Raw genomic sequence first — 15,049 nt, 5'->3', positions numbered from 1 at the left:
AAATGACCACATTCAATCGAACATTTCGATGCTGTCGAAAGTCGATGTTATCAGACGACTGATCATTTTCGAGCATCCTATGTTCGAATTCGAATCAGGTCAACGTGAATCTGCATTCGAACGAACATGCTTGGGGTATTCCCGAGAGGCGTGCAGATGGGGTATCCGGCGCGTTGCGTGACGACCGAGCGCCGAACGCCCGCTTGCCGGGGCCGAGCGGCCGTCGACGGGCCGACTGCATCAGCCGGGCCCGGCAATGGGCGTGACAACCCTGATGAAAATTTATTTTTTTCCTGCCGGCGGATTGTGTAAATTGATTTTCATCCACCTTGCAAAACCATTCGCATGACGCCGCTCGTACCGCACGATGTCAGTCACGAGGAATCCGCGATCGCGGAGCGCATCGCCTCGGCCATGCCGCGGATGACGCCGATCCACCGCCGGATGGGCGAGTTCGTGCTCGCGAATCCGTTCCGCGCGGCGACGATGCGGATCGACGAGCTGGCGCAGGCGGTTAATGCATCGATCGCGACTGCGAACCGCTTCGCGAAGGCGCTCGGCTTCGACGGTTATCCGGCGATGCGCGCGGCGCTCGTGCGCGGCTTCGAGGCGACGCTCGGCCCGGTCGAACGGCTGCGTTCCGCGCAGGAGCAAGAGCAGGAGCAGGGCGTGCGCGGCGCCGCGTGGATCGACGCGGTGTTCGACCAGGCCGTCACGAACATCGAGAACACGCGCGCGCAGCTGGATGCGGCCGACGTCGAAGCGGCCGTCGAGGCGATCGTCGGCGCGCGGCGCGTGCTGATCCTCGGCGCCGGTTCGAGCGCGTTTCTGACCGGGCTGATGGAACATGGCCTGTCGGTGTGTCACGACAACGTGCAGTCGCTCGCGCTGCTCGGCGGCCCGTCGCATGCGGCGCGGCGCCTGTACACGGCCGACTCGCGCGATCTCGTGATCGCGCTCGCGTTTCCGCGCTACGTGAAGGACACGATCGAGCTGGCCCGCCGCGCGGCGGCGCGCGGCGCGCGCGTGCTCGGCATCTCCGACGGGCCCGGTTCGCCGCTGGCACCGATCGCGTCGCTGAACCTGTACGTGAAGGCCGAGCGGCGTTTCGCGGCCACGTCGGAAGCGGCCGTGCTGACGATGATCGAGGCGCTGATCGACGCGGTCGCGCTGCGCACGCACCGCTCCGCGAAGTCCGCCGCCGAAATGACCGAATTCCTGTTGCCGTGGCTGGTCCAGCCGCAAGCGGCGCTGCCGGCCGCCAACCCTTCTTCTTCCGGTCCGAAAAAATCATGACTTCATCCGCGATCGTCGCGATTCATGGCGGTGCAGGCACGATCCTGCGCGAGGCGATGGACACCGACACCGAACGCCGTTACCGCGCCGAACTCGCCGCGATCCTGCAGGCCGCGCAGAAGGTGCTCGCCGACGGCGGCAGCGCGCTCGACGCCGTCACCGTCGCGGTGCGGATGCTCGAGGACTGTCCGTTGTTCAACGCCGGGCGCGGCGCCGTCTATACGGCCGAAGGCAAGCACGAGCTCGACGCGGCGGTAATGGACGGCACGACGCTCGCGGCCGGCGCGATCTGCTGCGCGACGCGCGTGCGCAATCCGGTCCTCGCCGCGCGGCGCGTGATGGAGGCGAGCGAGCACGTGCTGTTCGCGGGCGCGGGCGCCGATGCGTTCGCGGCCGCACAGGGCCTCGAACTCGCCGAGCCCGGCTACTTCGACACGGAAGCGCGTCGTGCGCAGTGGCTCAAGGCGCGCGAGGCGGCCGGCATGATGCTCGACCACGACGCGGCGACCTTCGCGTTCGGCGCCGGGCAGCCGGCCGAGCCGCTCGATCCCGACCGCAAGCACGGCACGGTCGGCGCGGTCGCGTGCGACCTGCGCGGCCATATCGCGGCGGCGACGTCGACCGGCGGCATCACCAACAAGCAGCCCGGACGCGTCGGCGATTCGCCGATCATCGGTGCCGGCTGCTACGCGGACGACGCGACCTGCGCGGTCTCCGCGACGGGCACCGGCGAGATGTTCATCCGGCTCGCGACCGCGCACGACGTGGCCGCGCAGATGGCCTATCGCGGCGCGTCGCTTGCCGACGCCGCGCACGACGTCGTGATGAACAAGCTGCCGCGCCTGGCCGGGCGCGGCGGGATCGTCGCGGTCGACGCGCACGGCAACGTCGCGATGCCGTTCAACACGGAAGGGATGTATCGCGGCTACGCGCGCGTCGGCGAGACGCCCGTGGTCGGCATCTATCGCGACGACGCGGCCTGATTCCGGATCGTACGAGGAGACCTTCGCATGACTTCGAGCCGAACCCCGTCCGCGCTGGTGCTGCCGGAACAGCGCGTGGTCGCCGTCGACGACCTGTCGGTGATGTTCCGACGAGAGAACGCGACGTTCGACGCGGTACGCAACGTGTCGTTTCACGTCGATCGCGGCGAGACGCTCGCGATCGTCGGCGAATCGGGCTCCGGCAAGTCGGTCACGTCGCTCGCGCTGATGCGGCTCGTCGAGCACGGCGGCGGCGAGATCACGAGCGGCCGGATCGCGTTGCGGCGCCGCGGCGGCGCGCTCGTCGACCTCGCGCAGGCGAGTGCGGCGACGATGCGCGGGATCCGCGGCGCGGACATCGCGATGATCTTCCAGGAGCCGATGACGTCGCTGAACCCGGTGTTTACGGTCGGCGACCAGATCAGCGAGGCGATCGCGCTGCACCAGTCGAAGAGCGCGACCGAAGCGCGCGCGGAAGCGTTGCGGCTGCTCGATCTCGTGCGCATTCCGGAGGCGCGCCGCGTGTTCGCGCGCTATCCGCACCAGTTGTCCGGCGGGATGCGGCAGCGCGTGATGATCGCGATGGCGCTGTCGTGCCGGCCCGCGCTGCTGATCGCCGACGAACCGACGACCGCGCTCGACGTGACGATCCAGGCGCAGATCCTGCAACTGATCCGCGGCCTGCAGGACGAAATGAACATGGGCGTGATCTTCATCACGCACGACATGGGCGTGGTGGCCGAAGTGGCCGATCGTGTGCTGGTGATGTATCGCGGCGAGAAGGTCGAGGAGGGCGAGTCCGAGCGCATTTTCGCGACGCCCGCGCATCGCTACACGCGTGCGCTGCTCGCGGCCGTGCCGCGGCTCGGCTCGATGCACGGCACCGATATCCCCGAGAAATTTCCGCTGCTGAAGGTGGACGGTGCGAGCGCGGCCGCGCCGGCGCCTGCCGCGAACGACGCGGGTGATGCGGCCGATGCGGCCGATGCGGCGGATGCGAACGATGCCGCCGCGGTCCCCGCCGCCGGGCAGCCGCGCGTCGATCCGGCCGCGCCGCCGATCCTGCGCGTGCGCGATCTCGTCACGCGGTTTCCGGTGAAGAGCGGCGTGTTCGGCCGCGTGTCGCAGTACGTGCATGCGGTCGAGCGCGTGAGCTTCGAGCTGCGCGCGGGCGAGACGCTGGCGCTCGTCGGCGAATCGGGCTGCGGCAAGTCGACCACCGGCCGCTCGCTGCTGCGCCTCGTCGAATCGCAGAGCGGCTCGATCGAATTCGACGGCCGCGACATCAGCGCGCTGAAGGGCCAGGACCTGCAGGCGCTGCGCCGGAACATCCAGTTCATCTTCCAGGATCCGTTCGCGTCGCTGAACCCGCGCCTGACGGTCGGTTTCTCGATCATGGAGCCGCTGCTCGTGCACGGTGTCGCGAGCGGCCGCGAAGCGCAGGCGCGCGTCGACTGGCTGCTCGACAAGGTCGGCCTGCCGCCGGAGGCCGCGCGCCGCTATCCGCACGAATTCTCGGGCGGCCAGCGCCAGCGGATCGCCATCGCGCGCGCGCTCGCGCTGAATCCGAAGGTCGTAATCGCCGACGAATCGGTGTCCGCGCTCGACGTGTCGGTGCAGGCGCAGATCGTGAACCTGATGCTCGACCTGCAGCGCGAGCTCGGCGTCGCGTATCTGTTCATCTCGCACGACATGGCCGTCGTCGAGCGCGTCAGCCATCGGGTCGCGGTGATGTATCTCGGCCAGATCGTCGAGATCGGCCCGCGCCGCGCGGTGTTCGAGGCGCCGCAGCATCCGTACACGAGGAAGCTGATGAGCGCGGTGCCGGTGGCCGACCCGGCACGCCGGCATGCGCCGCGCCAGCTCGCGGCGGACGAGATTCCGAGCCCGATCCGCGCGGTCGGCGACGAGCCGATCGTCGCACCGCTCGTCGCGGTCGGCCCCGATCACTACGTCGCGACGCATCGCGTCGGCGGCGCGTATTGATCGAGCGGCGAGGCGCATATGGACCGCAGCTGCGCACGCGCCAGGCAACGGCGTCACTTCCCGGAGCGGATGCAGTCGCGCCGCGATTTCCACCACGCGTTACCGAATCATCCACAGGAGCCAGACAAAATGAACAAGCCGCATTCGTTCCCGATGTTCCGCCCGCGCGCGCTGTTCGCCGCGGGGGCAGGCGCGCTCGCGCTGTCGGTCGCCGCGCCCGCGTTCGCGCAGCAGAACGTCGTGGTCGCCGTGTACTCGACGTTCACGACGATGGATCCGTACGACGCGAACGACACGGTGTCGCAGGCCGTCGTGAAGTCGTTCTACGAAGGGCTGTTCGGCTTCGACAAGGACATGAAGCTCGTGAACGTGCTCGCGACGAGCTACCAGGCGTCGCCCGATGCGAAGGTCTACACGGTCAAGCTGCGCCCGGGCGTGAAGTTCCACGACGGCACCGACTTCAACGCCGACGCGGTGAAGGCGAACTTCGACCGCGTGACCGATCCGGCGAACAAGCTGAAGCGTTACGGGCTGTTCCGCGTGATCGAGAAGACCGAGGTGGTCGATCCGATGACGGTGCGCTTCACGCTGCGCGAGCCGTTCTCCGCGTTCATCAACACGCTCGCGCACCCGTCGGCGGTGATGATCTCGCCGGCCGCGCTGAAGAAGTGGGGGCGCGACGTGTCGCTGCATCCGGTCGGCACGGGCCCGTTCGAGTTCGTCGAATGGAAGCAGACCGACGACATGAAGGTGAAGAAGTTTGCCGGCTACTGGAAGAAGGGCTATCCGAAGGTCGATTCGATCGACTGGAAGCCAGTGGTCGACAACAACACGCGCGCCGCGCTGCTCAAGACCGGCGAGGCGGATTTCGCGTTCACGATTCCGTTCGAGCAGGCGGCCGACCTGAAGAGCAATCCGAAGGTCGAGCTGATCGAGCGGCCGTCGATCATCCAGCGCTACATCTCGCTGAACACGCAGAAGAAGCCGTTCGACAATCCGAAGGTGCGTGAAGCGCTGAACTACGCGGTCAACAAGGAGGCGCTCGCGAAGGTCGTGTTCGCCGGCTATGCGACGCCGCAGACGGGCGTCGCCCCGGTCGGCGTCGAATACGCGACCAAGCTCGGGCCCTGGCCGTACGATCCGGCGAAGGCGCGCGCGCTGCTGAAGGAGGCCGGTTATCCGAACGGCTTCGAGTCGACGCTCTGGTCCGCGTACAACCATTCGACGGCGCAGAAGCTGATCCAGTTCGTCCAGCAGCAGCTCGCGCAGGTCGGCGTGAAGGTGCAGGTGCAGGCGCTCGAGGCCGGCGAGCGGGTCGCGAAGGTCGAGAGCGCGCAGGATCCGGCGGCGGCGCCGGTGCGGATGTACTACAGCGGGTGGTCGGCCTCGACGGGCGAGGCGAACTGGGCGCTGTCGCCGCTGCTCGCGTCCACGTCGGCGCCGCCGAAGCTCTACAACACCGCGTACTACAAGAACGGAGCCGTCGACGACGATCTCGCGAAGGCGCTCGAGACGACCGACAACGCGAAGAAGGCCGCCCTGTACGCCGACGCGCAGAAGCTGGTGTGGGCCGACGCGCCGTGGATCTTCCTGGTGCAGGAGAAGATCGTCTACGCGCGCAGCAAGCGCCTGCACGGCATGTACGTGATGCCGGACGGTTCGTTCAACTTCGACGAAATCTCGGTGAAATGACGGCAGCTCGCCTGCTGTCCGGCGCCGGCGGCGCAAGCTGCCGGCGCGCTGATTCGATCGGTGTCCCATGCTGAATTTTCTCGTCAAACGCCTGTTCGGCCTGCTGCCCACGCTCGCGATCGTCGCGGTGCTGGTGTTCCTGTTCGTGCACCTGCTGCCGGGCGACCCGGCGCGGCTCGCGGCCGGCCCCGAAGCCGACGACGCGACGGTCGCGCTGGTGCGTGCCGATCTCGGGCTCGACCGGCCGCTGCCCGCGCAGTTCGCGAACTTCTTCGTGAAGATCGCGCACGGCGATTTCGGCACGTCGACGCGCAGCAAGCGGCCGGTGTCGACCGAGATCGGCGAGCGCTTCATGCCGACGCTGCTGCTCACGCTCGTCAGCATGGTGTGGGCGACGGCGTTCGGGATGGCGATCGGGATCGCGTCGGCGGTATGGCGCAACCGCTGGCCCGACCGCCTCGGGATGACGATCGCGGTGTCGGGCATCTCGTTTCCGGCGTTCGCGCTCGGCATGCTGCTGATGGAGATCTTCTCGGTGAAGCTCGGCTGGCTGCCGGTCGTGCCGGACGGCACGTGGAAGAGCTACGTGCTGCCGTCGCTGACGCTCGGCGCCGCGGTCGCGGCCGTAATGGCGCGCTTCACGCGCGCGTCGTTCGTCGAGGTGCTCAACGAGGACTACGTGCGCACCGCGCGCGCGAAGGGCGTGCACGAGCCGCTGGTGGTGCTCAAGCACTGCCTGCGCAACGCGATGATCCCGGTCGTCACGATGATGGGGCTGCAGTTCGGCTTCCTGCTCGGCGGCTCGATCGTCGTCGAGGCCGTGTTCAACTGGCCGGGGCTCGGGCGCTTGCTGGTCGATGCGGTCACGATGCGCGACTACCCGGTGATCCAGGCGATCGTGCTGCTGTTCTCGCTCGAATTTATCCTGATCAACCTGACCGTCGACGTGCTGTACGCGGTCATCAACCCGACCATCCGGTTCAAGTGAGCGTGAGGCCAGCATGAACGCGACTGTCCAGCCCGCGGCGCCGGCCGCATCGAACACGATCCGCACGCCGTGGCGTGAATTCTGGCGCAAGTTCCGCAAGCAGACCGTCGCGCTGGTCGCCGGCGGCTTCGTGCTCGCGCTCGTCGTGCTGGCCTTCGTCGGCCCGCACATCGTGCCGTTCGATCCGGAGAACTACTTCGACTACGACGCGCTGAACGCGGGGCCGTCGGCCGTGCACTGGTTCGGCGTCGACTCGCTCGGCCGCGACATCTTCAGCCGGATCGTGACCGGCACGCGCATCTCGCTCGCGGCCGGCTTCTTCTCGGTCGCGCTCGGCGCGCTCATCGGCACGTTCTTCGGGCTGCTCGCCGGCTACTACGAAGGCTGGTGGGACCGCATCACGATGCGCGTGGCCGACGTGCTGTTCGCGTTCCCGGGGATCCTGCTCGCGATCGGCGTGGTCGCGATCCTCGGCAACGGGATGGTCAACGTGATCTGCGCGGTCGCGATCTTCAGCATTCCGGCGTTCGCGCGGCTCGTGCGCGGCAACACGCTGATGCTCAAGCACATGACCTACGTGGAAGCCGCGCGCAGCATCGGCGCGTCCGACTGGACGATCATCATGCGGCACATCCTGCCGGGCACCGTGTCGTCGGTCGTCGTCTACTTCACGATGCGGATCGGCACGTCGATCATCACGGCCGCGAGCCTGTCGTTCCTCGGGCTCGGCGCGCAGCCGCCGACGCCGGAGTGGGGCGCGATGCTCAACGAGGCGCGCGCGGACATGGTGACCGCGCCGCACGTCGCGATCTTCCCGAGCCTCGCGATCTTCCTGACCGTGCTCGCGTTCAACCTGCTCGGCGACGGGCTGCGCGACGCGCTCGACCCGAAGCTGGAGCGGCGCTGATGCGAGCCGTGCCCATGTGGGCCGCGACGCTGCCGGTCGGGCCGCGCGGCACGATCGCCGACGTGCCGGGCGTGACGGTCGGCCATGCGACGCTCGATGCGGGCGACGTGCAGACGGGCGTCACCGTCGTGAAGCCGCACCCGGGCGACCTGTACCGCAGCAAGGTGCCGGCCGGCGCGGCCGTGATCAACGGCTTCGGCAAGAGCGTCGGGCTCGTGCAGATCGACGAACTGGGCACGCTCGAAACGCCGATCGCGCTGACCAACACGTTCGGCGTCGGCGCGGTGGCGCAGGCGCAGATTCGCGCGGCGGTCGGGGAGAACCCGCAAATCGGCCGCGACTGGCCGACCGTCAACCCGCTCGTGTTCGAGTGCAACGACGGCTATCTGAACGACATCCAGGCGTTCGCGGTGACGGCCGCGCATTACGACGAAGCCTGCAATACCGCGGCGCGAGATTTCGCACGTGGCGCGGCAGGCGCCGGGCGCGGGATGTCGTGTTTCGACCTGAAGGGCGGGATCGGCTCCGCGTCGCGCGTGGCCGTCGCGGCCGGCAGGCCGTATACGGTCGGCGCGCTCGTGCTCGCGAATTTCGGCCGGCTGCCGATGCTGACGCTCGGCGGCGTGCCGGTCGGTCGGATCGTCGCGCAGCGGCGTGCCGCAGCGGACGCTCAGCCGACGCACGCGGCGCCGCCCGAGCAAGGCTCGATCATCCTGCTGCTCGCGACCGATGCGCCGCTCGACGCGCGGCAACTGTCGCGGCTCGCGCGCCGCGCGGGCGCGGGGCTCGCCCGCACCGGCTCGGTCTACGGACATGGCAGCGGCGACATCGCGCTCGCCTTTTCCACCGCGTACACGATCGCGCGCGATGCGTCGACCGTCGCGCTGCCGGCCCTCGTGGCCGATGCGGCGCTCGACCCGCTGTTCATGGCCGCGGCCGAAAGCGTCGAGCACGCGATCGCCGACGCGCTGCTGCAGGCCGTGACCGTGACCGGCCGCGACGGCCACGTACGGCAATCGCTGCGCGATGCGGTGCCCGATCTCGAGCGGTTATTCAACGCAGGCAACGAAGGACGTCCGAGCCATTCATGAAGATTCTGATCTCGACCGACATCGAGGGTGTCGCCGGTGTGTTCGCCCTCGAGCAGACGCGTGCCGGCAATCCGGAATACGAACGCGCGCGCCGCTGGATGACCGCCGAGGCGAACGCGGCGATCGAAGGCGCGTTCGCCGGCGGCGCGAAGGCCGTCTGGGTCAACGATTCGCACGGCGGCTTCCGCAATCTGTTGCCCGACGCGCTCGATGCCCGCGCCCGCGTCGTGCTCGGCAAGCCGCGCATGCTGGGGATGATGGCGGGCCTCGAGCAGCAGCCCGACCTCGTGTTCATGATCGGCTTTCATGCGAAGTCGCAGACGCGCGGCGTGCTTGCACACACCATCAACAGCTTCGCGTTCACGCAGGTTTGGCTGAACGGCGTCGAACTCGGCGAAGCCGGGCTGTATGGCGCGCTGGCGCGCGAATACGGCGCGCACGTCGTGCTGGCGTCGGGCGACGACGTATTCGCCGAGGAAACCCGGCCGCTGTTTCCGGACGCGCGTTTCGAGGCGGTCAAGACGGCCGGCGGCGCATCGAGCGGCGACACGCTCACGCCGGCCGCGTCCTGCGCGCGCATCGCGACCGCCGCACGCGAAACGGTCGTACATGCGCTGTCGTCCGGCTGGCGCGCGACCGCGCACCGGCCCGCGCCGGCCGCTTGCACGCTGCGCGTGCAGACGGCCGCGCTCGCCGATCTGTTCTGCGTGCTGCCGTCGCTCGAGCGGGTCGATGCGGTGACGCTGCGCTTCGACGGGCCGTCGGTCGAGCACGTGGTGCGCACGCTGAACAGCCTGTCGGCCATGTCGTTCATGCTGCGGTGATGCGTGCCGACCGGATGCCGTCGGTGCGCGGCACGTCATGCACCGGGCGCGCGGTCTGCCGCCGTGTCGAGCAGGAATGCTTCCATCGCGGCGACCAGCGCGAGCGGGGTTTCGTTCATCGGGTAATGACCGGCATTGCGCAGCACGTCGACGGTCGCGCGCGGATAGCGCCGCAGATAGGTGCGCGCCATCAGCGCCGCGTCGAACGCCGGGTCGTGCTCGCCGATCAGCACCTTCACCGGATGGTGGCCCGTGATGTCGTCGCTGAAATCCGTGTCGGCCCACGCGCGGAAGTACGCGCCGAACGCGTGCGGCGACGAACAGGATGCCGAATACGCGGCTTTCCACTCGACCCAGGCGGCGGGCAACCGGCCGCCGGTGCTGCGATCGATGATGGCGCGGCGATCGGCGAGGTGGTCGGCGGCGCGTTCGAATAGCGCGCGTCGCGCGGCGTCGAACGGCAAGCCGCCGCACGGCACCGGCGCGATCGGCACCAGCGCGCGCACCCGGTCGGGCGCCGTGGCGGCGACCTTCTCGATCGCCATGCCGCCCATCGAGTGGCCGACGAGGCTGAACGTGCGCCAGCCGAGCGCGTCGGCGAGGGCGAGCGTGTCGGCGGCGATTTCGGCGATCGAGTACGCGCCGTGCGCGCCGCGCATGCCGCCGTAGCCGCGGTAGTCCATGAACACATAGGTGAAGCGTTCGTGCGACAGCCACGTCTCGACGGGCTCGAACGCACGCGCGTCGCCGAACCAGCCGTGCAGCACGAGAACAGGGTGGGGGCCGTCCCCCACGCGATGAAACGTATTGGGCATCTCCGCTCCGAAGAAGTCGCTATCCGGCCGATGCGGCCGTCGGGTCTTGCGGCCATCCGGTCGCGCAAGCGTGGAGCGGATCGTAGACCGATCGAAGGTGACCCGCCTTCGATATCGGGTCATTCATGATGGAATTCGGGCCTTGAGAAATACGCTGCTGGATCCCTACGAAGACATTCCCCGTAGCGTCGTGGTGACCGCAAACGACTACGCGGCGGGCACGACGTTTCCGGAGCACGCGCACCGGCGCGGGCAGTTCGCGTTCGCGTCGCGCGGCACGATCAGCGTGTCGACGCCGCACGGCCGCTGGCTGGTGCCGCCGCAGCGCGCGTGCTGGGTGCCGGCCGGCGTGCGGCACGAAATGACGATGACCGGGCCGGTCACGATGCTCAACACGTTCGTGTCGGACGACACGGCCGAGGCCGCGGGGCTGCCGGACCAGTGCGGCGTGTACGGCGTGTCGCCGCTCCTGCGGCAACTGATCGACGATGCGATCGACCTGCCGGCGATGTACGACGTCGACGGCCGGGCGGGCAAGCTGATGGCGCTGCTGGTCGCGGAAATCGCGACGATGCCGCGGCTGTCACTGCACGCGCCGCTGCCGGCCGACGCGCGCCTCGCGAAGATCTGCCGGCATCTGTTCGCGTCGCCGTCGATCGCGGCCGATCTCGACCAGGTGGCGACCGACGCGGGCGTGAGCCGGCGCACGTTTACGCGGCTGTTCCGCGCGCAGACCGGCGTGAGTTTCGCCGCCTGGCGTCAGCAGGTCTGCATGCTCGCGGCGATTACCCGCCTGAGCGACGGGCAGCCGGTGACGCGGGTCGCGTTCGATCTGGGCTATGCGAGCGCGAGCGCCTTTACGTCGGCGTTTCGCCGCATCCTCGGCGAAACGCCGAGCCGGTATCTGGAGGTTCGCCGCTAGCCGGAACGGAGGCGGCAGCGAGTGCGGCGGCGTGCTCCGGTCGCGGACGAAAAAAACGCGTCTGCCAGGTTTCGGTCAGACGCGCTTGAAGGCACTCGGTCAGAAAAATGCGCGCTCAGGCAGCGGGGCAGTGTTCGCGCATTGCGGGTGAAATTGTTGCCTGTTCCGATTCAATCCCGTCGGTGTCGGGCGGATAGCAAAGCATACGCCGTGTAACGCGCAAACGATATCGTGCGGGCCCGACGATTCATGTGCTGTCGCAGCATGCGTTTCAATCGCGTGTTTGATGCCGGAGGCGGGAGCAGTCAACCAAGGGCATCGGCCGTCCCGATCGGGCGTGCTGCGGCACGGCATCGAATGTGGGGGCCCCAAAGCGAAAACCGCCGCACGACGCGATGCCTGTCGGTATCGCGCCACACGGCGGTTCGGTGCGGGCAGCCGGCGTGCGCCGGCTCGCGCGTCACACGTCGAAGAATACGGTCTCGTCCGGCCCCTGCATGCGGATGTCGAAGCGGTACACGACGGGCCGGCCCGGTTGCGCGTCGCGCTTCGCGACGAGCGTTGCGCGGCGTTCGGCCGGCACGAGGTTCAGCACCGGATCGGCCGCGTTCGCTGCGGCTTCGTCGTCGAAATACACGCGGGTGAACGCGTGGGTCAGGATCCCGCGCATCATCACCGTCACGTTGATGTGCGGCGCTTCGTCGGCGGCGGCGCGGCCCGGCTTGACCGTCTGGACAACGAAGCGGTGCTGCGCATCGGTGCCCGTGCCGACGCGTGCGAAGCCCGTGAAGCCGGACTTCGCGATGTCGTCGCGCGACGCGGGATAGCGGCCCGCACCGTCCACCTGCGTGAATTCGAGCACCGCGTCGCTGACGACGTTGCCGTCGCCGTCGAACACCTGTCCGACCAGCAGCACGTGCTCGCCTTCGGCGTCGGGCGTGGCGATCGCCGGCGTGAACAGGCTCTTCAGGTCGTAGTCGTATTGCTGCGGGCACAGGCCGTACGCGAAGTACGGGCCGACCGTCTGCGAAGGGGTTTGCTTCAGCGTCGTCATGGTTCAGCGCTCCATCGGGGTGGCGTCGTGGCCGCGCAGCACGATGTCGAATTCGTAGCCGAGCGCATAGCCTTCTTCGGTGATGTCCATCGAGAAGCGCGAGATAAGGCGGTCACGCGCCGCTTCCGGCGTGCCCTGGAAGATCGGGTCGTACGCGAGCAGCGGATCGCCGGGGAAGTACATCTGCGTGACGAGGCGCGAGCCGAAGTAGTCGCCGAACAGCGAGAAGTGGATGTGATTCGGGCGCCATGCGTTCGGATGGTTGCCCCACGGATACGCGCCGGGCTTGATCGTCAGGAAGCGGTAGCGGCCTTCGGCGTCGGTCATGCAGCGGCCTGCGCCGAGGAAGTTCGGGTCGAGCGGCGCGTCGTGCTGGTCGACCTTGTGCACGTAGCGGCCGGCCGCGTTCGCCTGCCATACCTCGACGAGCGTGTTGCGCACGGGCTTGCCGCCTTCGTCGAGCACGCGGCCGGTGACGACGATGCGCTCGCCGAGCGGTTCGCCGTTCTTCACGGCGTTCTTCGTCAGGTCGTGGTCGAGCGCGCCGAGATCGTCGGTGCCGTAGACGGGCACGTACTGGTCGCGCAGCTTTTCCTTCAGCGGGATCAGCGGGCGGGTCGGGCCGCGCTTGACCGACGAACGGTACTCGGGGTGGGTATACGCGGGATGCGACGGCCAGTCGCGCGGCGTGAGGATCGTGGGGGAATCCATCGGGCGTCTCCTGTCAGGTATTTCGCGAAGTGGATGGCAAGACTTTAGCCAATCCGGAAAGTTATGCAAAATGACCTTTTTTCGCGAATCGCATAACCGTTCGTTATGTTTGGCGGTACCCATGAAAATCCGCCGGACAGGCGGCGTGATCGCGCTGCTGCCCGGCGACCGGTTTCCATGCGCTGCGGCGTCATGCGTGACGCCGCGCCGAATGCTTGGGCCTTTCCGGAAAGTTATGCAAAATGGCGTGATATCACCATTCGCATAACCGCCCGTTATGAATAACCGTATCGCCGACGGCCGCGTCAAATTCCGGCACCTGCAGTGTTTTCTCGCGGTCGCGCAGTTGGGCGGCGTGCAGAAGGCGGCCGAAAGCCTGTCGATCACGCAGCCGGCCGTGTCGAAGACGATCGCCGAACTGGAGTCGATCCTCGGCGTGAAATTGTTCGAACGCGGGCGGCACGGCGCGCAGCCGACCCGCGAAGCCCAACTGTTCATCCCGCACGCGAACGCGTGCGTGCTGGCGCTGCGGCAGGGTGTCGGGCTGCTCGCGCGCGAAGGCGGCGCGGCTGCGGCGACGCTCGAAATCGGCATGCTGCCGACGGTCGCGGCATCGCTCGCGCCCGCGCTGATGAAGGCGCTGACCGCACGCTGGCCGCGCATCGTGGTGCGGATCGCGACGGCTGCCAATGCCGAGCTGCTGGAGCGTCTGAAGGCAGGGGCGATCGAATGCGCGATCGGGCGCCTGTCGGAGCCGGAACGGATGATCGGGCTCGCGTTCGAGCAGCTGTACAACGAACCGCTCGTCGCGGTCGTGCGCGCCGGCCATCCGCTGCTGGCGAGTGCCGCGCCGGCCGCCGAGCTCGCGCGCTATCCGGTCGTGCTGCCGCCGTTCGGCACGCTGATCCGCCAGTCGGCCGAGCAGCTGCTCGGCGCGTGCGGCGCGCCGCCACTGGATTCGTTCATCGAGGTGCTGTCGGTGTCGGTCGCGCGTGCGCTCACGCTCGAGAACGACGCAGTCTGGTTCGTGCCGCTCTATGCGGCCGAATACGACTTGTCGGCCGGCGCGCTCGCGCGGCTGCCGCTCCCGTCCGCGGGCACCGACGAGCCGGTCGGGCTCGTGCTGCGCACCGATGCGCAACCGTCTCCCGTCGCCCGGACGCTGATCGACGCCGTGCGCGACATCGCGCAGGCGCGGTTCGGCGATGCGCACGCCCATCGCGCCCCCCGTGGCGCGCGCAAGCCGGCTCGCCGCCAGCGTCGAGACGCCGGGCGGGGCGTGGACGGATGACGTCCGGCTGCCGCTCTTTCACCGTCATTCGTTAGCCATTCGGTCAGTAGCGGGTGTCGTCGTGCTTGGCGTATCGTACCGTTTTTGATACACTCGATGACACGACGATGGCGAGACAGCAGATTCAGATCACGCTCGACGTGCGGTTCTTCCGCACCGCGCGTGGCAACGAGCCGGTGCGCGAATGGCTCAAGGCGCTCGGGCAGGTCGAGCGCAGGGTGATCGGCGAAGAGATCAAGACCGTTCAACTCGGCTGGCCGCTCGGCATGCCGCTGGTCCGGAAGATGTCGCAGGATCTGTGGGAAATCCGCGTGATGTTGCCGCAGCGAAGCGCGCGCGTGCTGTTCACGGTCGTCGGCGACACGATGGTGCTGCTGCACGCGTTCTTCAAGCAGTCGCAGGCCACGCCGTCCGACGATCTCGACGTGACCGTCGCGCGGCTGAAAGCGTTGGCGCGCGCCATCTGAATTCCTCCGGCTGCGCCGGCAC

Annotated in this window: 14 protein-coding genes; 11 read left to right on the top strand and 3 right to left on the bottom strand. The window is 68.4% G+C overall.

The genetic code is table 11. The features are described 5' to 3' along the window. Positions 1-345: 345 nt before the first annotated feature. The 8 genes from PL79_RS33700 (at position 346) to PL79_RS33665 (ending at position 9,767) form a co-directional block, all read left to right on the top strand. Positions 346-1,296: a MurR/RpiR family transcriptional regulator gene (locus tag PL79_RS33700; protein ID WP_044842905.1), complete on the top strand. Its 951-nt coding sequence runs from the start codon at positions 346-348 to the stop codon at positions 1,294-1,296. After that, a complete protein-coding gene (locus tag PL79_RS33695) occupies positions 1,293-2,279 on the top strand; it encodes an isoaspartyl peptidase/L-asparaginase family protein (protein ID WP_044842906.1) in 987 nt (328 codons plus the stop codon). The genes PL79_RS33700 and PL79_RS33695 overlap by 4 nt, the downstream gene beginning before the upstream one ends. A 27-nt stretch (positions 2,280-2,306) precedes the next feature. Further along, positions 2,307-4,265, top strand: coding sequence for a dipeptide ABC transporter ATP-binding protein (locus tag PL79_RS33690; RefSeq protein ID WP_044842907.1), 1,959 nt, complete (start codon positions 2,307-2,309; stop codon positions 4,263-4,265). 129 nt (positions 4,266-4,394) lie between these two features. After that, positions 4,395-5,957: a glutathione ABC transporter substrate-binding protein GsiB gene (gsiB, locus tag PL79_RS33685; protein ID WP_044842908.1), complete on the top strand. Its 1,563-nt coding sequence runs from the start codon at positions 4,395-4,397 to the stop codon at positions 5,955-5,957. 67 nt (positions 5,958-6,024) lie between these two features. After that, complete coding sequence (gene gsiC / locus PL79_RS33680; protein ID WP_044842909.1) at positions 6,025-6,945, top strand: glutathione ABC transporter permease GsiC; 921 nt, start codon at positions 6,025-6,027, stop codon at positions 6,943-6,945. Between the two features lie 13 nt (positions 6,946-6,958). Further along, positions 6,959-7,852 (top strand): glutathione ABC transporter permease GsiD, encoded by an 894-nt coding sequence (gene gsiD, locus PL79_RS33675; protein ID WP_044842910.1) that lies wholly within the window; start codon positions 6,959-6,961, stop codon positions 7,850-7,852. Then, the gene (locus PL79_RS33670) at positions 7,852-8,943 is read left to right on the top strand and encodes a DmpA family aminopeptidase (RefSeq protein WP_044842911.1); all 1,092 of its coding nucleotides are present in this window, start codon (positions 7,852-7,854) and stop codon (positions 8,941-8,943) included. The genes gsiD and PL79_RS33670 overlap by 1 nt, the downstream gene beginning before the upstream one ends. Continuing rightward, entirely contained in the window at positions 8,940-9,767 is an 828-nt protein-coding gene (locus tag PL79_RS33665) for a M55 family metallopeptidase (protein ID WP_044842912.1), read from the top strand. Before PL79_RS33670 ends, PL79_RS33665 begins: the two co-directional genes overlap by 4 nt. A 35-nt stretch (positions 9,768-9,802) precedes the next feature. Here the strand turns inward: PL79_RS33665 and PL79_RS33660 are convergent, their stop codons facing one another. Continuing rightward, positions 9,803-10,582 (bottom strand): alpha/beta fold hydrolase, encoded by a 780-nt coding sequence (locus PL79_RS33660; protein WP_044842913.1) that lies wholly within the window; start codon positions 10,580-10,582, stop codon positions 9,803-9,805. Between the two features lie 142 nt (positions 10,583-10,724). Here PL79_RS33660 and PL79_RS33655 point away from each other — a divergent pair, with 142 nt between their 5' ends. Continuing rightward, a complete protein-coding gene (locus PL79_RS33655; RefSeq protein WP_044842914.1) occupies positions 10,725-11,504 on the top strand; it encodes an AraC family transcriptional regulator in 780 nt (259 codons plus the stop codon). Positions 11,505-11,964: 460 nt separating this feature from the next. On the opposite strand, the gene pcaG is transcribed toward PL79_RS33655, so the two are convergent. Continuing rightward, positions 11,965-12,558, bottom strand: a complete 594-nt coding sequence (gene pcaG, locus PL79_RS33650) for a protocatechuate 3,4-dioxygenase subunit alpha (protein WP_044842915.1) — start codon at positions 12,556-12,558, stop codon at positions 11,965-11,967. Positions 12,559-12,561: 3 nt separating this feature from the next. Beyond that, entirely contained in the window at positions 12,562-13,269 is a 708-nt protein-coding gene (gene pcaH, locus PL79_RS33645; protein ID WP_044842916.1) for a protocatechuate 3,4-dioxygenase subunit beta, read from the bottom strand. A 277-nt stretch (positions 13,270-13,546) separates the two neighbouring features. Between pcaH and pcaQ the strand changes: the two genes are divergently transcribed. Next, positions 13,547-14,560, top strand: coding sequence for a pca operon transcription factor PcaQ (pcaQ, locus tag PL79_RS33640; RefSeq protein ID WP_044842917.1), 1,014 nt, complete (start codon positions 13,547-13,549; stop codon positions 14,558-14,560). A gap of 107 nt (positions 14,561-14,667) precedes the next feature. Next, on the top strand, positions 14,668-15,027 hold the full coding sequence (locus PL79_RS33635; RefSeq protein WP_044842918.1) for a type II toxin-antitoxin system RelE/ParE family toxin: 360 nt from the start codon (positions 14,668-14,670) through the stop codon (positions 15,025-15,027). Positions 15,028-15,049: the final 22 nt, after the last annotated feature.

The sequence above is a fragment of the Burkholderia sp. USMB20 genome (assembly GCF_000949135.2).
Taxonomy (GTDB): domain Bacteria; phylum Pseudomonadota; class Gammaproteobacteria; order Burkholderiales; family Burkholderiaceae; genus Burkholderia.
The sequence above is the reverse complement of the archived record's forward strand: the minus strand, read 5'-3'. Positions and strand labels throughout refer to the sequence as shown.

Bases quoted from the DNA above. Each gene is read 5' to 3' on its own strand.
- PL79_RS33700 (WP_044842905.1), top strand. From the start codon at position 346: ATGACGCCGCTCGTACCGCACGATGTCAGTCACGAGGAATCCGCGATC.
- PL79_RS33695 (WP_044842906.1), top strand. From the start codon at position 1,293: ATGACTTCATCCGCGATCGTCGCGATTCATGGCGGTGCAGGCACGATC.
- PL79_RS33690 (WP_044842907.1), top strand. From the start codon at position 2,307: ATGACTTCGAGCCGAACCCCGTCCGCGCTGGTGCTGCCGGAACAGCGC.
- gsiB (WP_044842908.1), top strand. From the start codon at position 4,395: ATGAACAAGCCGCATTCGTTCCCGATGTTCCGCCCGCGCGCGCTGTTC.
- gsiC (WP_044842909.1), top strand. From the start codon at position 6,025: ATGCTGAATTTTCTCGTCAAACGCCTGTTCGGCCTGCTGCCCACGCTC.
- gsiD (WP_044842910.1), top strand. From the start codon at position 6,959: ATGAACGCGACTGTCCAGCCCGCGGCGCCGGCCGCATCGAACACGATC.
- PL79_RS33670 (WP_044842911.1), top strand. From the start codon at position 7,852: ATGCGAGCCGTGCCCATGTGGGCCGCGACGCTGCCGGTCGGGCCGCGC.
- PL79_RS33665 (WP_044842912.1), top strand. From the start codon at position 8,940: ATGAAGATTCTGATCTCGACCGACATCGAGGGTGTCGCCGGTGTGTTC.
- PL79_RS33660 (WP_044842913.1), bottom strand. From the start codon at position 10,582: ATGCCCAATACGTTTCATCGCGTGGGGGACGGCCCCCACCCTGTTCTC.
- pcaG (WP_044842915.1), bottom strand. From the start codon at position 12,558: ATGACGACGCTGAAGCAAACCCCTTCGCAGACGGTCGGCCCGTACTTC.
- pcaH (WP_044842916.1), bottom strand. From the start codon at position 13,269: ATGGATTCCCCCACGATCCTCACGCCGCGCGACTGGCCGTCGCATCCC.
- pcaQ (WP_044842917.1), top strand. From the start codon at position 13,547: ATGAATAACCGTATCGCCGACGGCCGCGTCAAATTCCGGCACCTGCAG.
- PL79_RS33635 (WP_044842918.1), top strand. From the start codon at position 14,668: ATGGCGAGACAGCAGATTCAGATCACGCTCGACGTGCGGTTCTTCCGC.